Here is a 2,622-nt window from a genome sequence, read left to right on the forward strand (position 1 = left end):
ACCGACGGCCTTTGCGTAGCGATAACCAAATGTATCCCCACAGCACGGGCAAGCTGTGCTAAACGGGCAATCGGCGTTTCTATTTCTTTACCGGCTGTCATCATCAAATCGGCAAACTCATCAACCACCAATACAATAAATGGCAAAAACCGGTGACCCTCTGTCGGCAACAGCTTCCGGTGTACAAATTTAACGTTGTATTCCTTTAAGTTACGTACCTGCGCATCCTTCAACAGATCATAACGCTGATCCATTTCGATACACAAGGAGTTTAACGTATTAATTACCTTTTTGGTGTCTGTAATAATGGCATCGGCCTCATCGGGCAGTTTGGCCAAAAAGTGACGCTCAATTTTTTTGAACAGCGTCAACTCTACCTTCTTCGGGTCGACCAACACAAACTTCAATTCGGCGGGGTGCTTTTTATACAGCAGCGATACCAAGATGGCATTGATACCTACTGATTTACCCTGACCGGTGGCACCCGCAACCAACAAGTGTGGCATTTTAGCCAAATCAGCAATAAAAACTTCGTTCGATATGGTTTTACCGAGCGCGATGGGCAGGTCCATGGTGGTGGTCTGAAACTTTTCTGTCGCCATTACCGAACGCATGGACACCATTTCCGGGTGTTGATTAGGCACTTCGATACCAATGGTGCCTTTGCCAGGCATAGGTGCGATGATACGGATGCCCAACGCCGCCAAGCTCAGTGCTATATCGTCTTCCAGATTTTTTATTTTGGAGATACGCACGCCGGGAGCGGGTATAATTTCATAAAGGGTTACGGTTGGCCCGATGGTTGCCTTTATCTTGTCTATCTCGATATTATAATGGTTCAGCGTTTCAACAATTTTGTTTTTGTTGGCTTCCAGTTCTTCGGTACTAACGGTTATTTTGTTGGCACCATAGTTTTCCAGCAAATCCAATGGGGGGAATTTGTAAGAAGCCAAATCGAGTCGCGGGTCGAACTCCCCGAATTGCGCTACCAGGTCATCAGCGGTAACGCCGTCGGTCTTTTCGATGTTCAGTTCGTCGGTAGGCCGGCTATCGCTTACGGTTAGGGGTATTTCGGTATCGCTGCTCGGGCCGGGCATCAGGGTAACCGGCTCGTGAAAGGTAGCGGCCGTAAAAGCCGCGGCATCCAGTTCAGGGTCGGTTTCAGGCCTTTCATGGGTCAGCACCAGGTCTTTCACTTTGTTGGCCCCTGGGTCTGCATCCCGTCTCGGGAAATCGGGTGGCGGGATAACGATATCTTCATCATCGCGCACCACCTCATAAGCACCCAAGGTGCTGGTTTGGAGTACGCGTGAAGTCAGTTCGCCATCGCCAACTTCCTCAGCAATAGCCGCTTCCTTCTTTTTCCTTTCGGGAAATTTAAAATCGATGTTATAAACAATGATAAGGAAAGTCAAAGCCGCGAAAACAACCAATAAGCCCGTGCCCGATTGGCCTATTTGTGCATCCAACAGCCTGTTGCCCCAAAATCCAAACTCGCCCTCCATAAAGTGGGGCAGGTCGCTGGTAAAGCCATGCACAAAACCAATCGCTATCGAAAAGAAAACAATCCCGAAAAGGGCGTAGGCCAATGTTTTGTTTACCGCGAACAGGCGCACCTTAAACAACATGCGGTAACCCATAATAAAGAATACAGCCACAAAAATAAACGAGGCTACACCAAACCATTCGTAGATGAACTGGTTGGATAGCAGCGCGCCAAACTTACCCAGCCAGTTTTCCACCACCGGGTTTTTTACGCCATTGTCTATCAGTTCCTGTTGGGTTTTAAACAGGTTATGCCAGCCACCGTTGGCTGCTGATACATAGCTCTGATCCTCCTGCCAGGTAAACAGGTAGGAGGTAAAAGCGATGAGGAAATACAAAGACATCACCAGGAAAAAAAGCCCGATCACTTTGATGAGCCTTCCATCCTTTAAATTGAAGGACGGAAGCGTATCTTTCTTCTGTTTCGGGGGTTTTTCTGTTTTTGCAGACGATGAGCCGGGTGGGTTATCATCTTTAAAACTGTTAGATCTGAACTGGTTTCCTTTTACCGCCATTATAATTTGAAAGCGTTTTAGCGCAAATATAAAGTTAATAGATAAAACAACTTATTTGTGTGGATTTTTAATTTTTAGTAATATTGAATTTAAATGAGTTTAGTGTCCCTGGAAAATTTTATTCAGCAAGGTGATTTACAGAACCTTGCCCTATTGCTCGACAAAAACCCCGAGCTTGCCAAAAGCATCACCAGCCACCGCGTTTCGGCTATTATGTTAGCTTGCTACTATAAAAAACCTGCCGTTGCCGACCTTTTGCTCAAATACCTCGACCAACTGACCTTGTTTGAAGCCGCCGCAGTAGGCAAATTTGATGTGATAGCGCACCTGGTTTATACCCAGCCCGAAACGGTTAACGAATTTTCGGAAGATGGTTTTACGGCGCTTGGTTTGGCCTGTTATTTTAGTCACCCCGAAATTGCCCGCTTTTTGGTGCTGAAAGGTGCCGATGTTAATCTGTGCTCTAAAAATGGCTTTAAGGTTTACCCGCTGCATTCGGCCGTAGCCGCCAACCATACCGATATTGCCCGTATGCTGATAGAGCACGGCGCGTTAGTGAACG

At 46.8% G+C, this 2,622-nt stretch carries 2 protein-coding genes; one reads left to right on the forward strand and one right to left on the reverse strand.

Annotated features, from left to right (window positions below):
* Positions 1-2,060, reverse strand: a 2,060-nt coding sequence (locus QZX97_RS02385) for a DNA translocase FtsK 4TM domain-containing protein (RefSeq protein WP_295664124.1), incomplete at its 3' end; no start/stop codon positions are given.
* A gap of 93 nt (positions 2,061-2,153) precedes the next feature.
* On the opposite strand from QZX97_RS02385, the gene QZX97_RS02390 reads away from it, so the two are divergent.
* A partial coding sequence (locus tag QZX97_RS02390) for an ankyrin repeat domain-containing protein (protein ID WP_295650149.1) occupies positions 2,154-2,622 on the forward strand: 469 nt, incomplete at its 3' end.

Origin of the sequence: uncultured Mucilaginibacter sp., assembly GCF_903893715.1 — a bacterium.
Lineage (GTDB): Bacteria > Bacteroidota > Bacteroidia > Sphingobacteriales > Sphingobacteriaceae > Mucilaginibacter.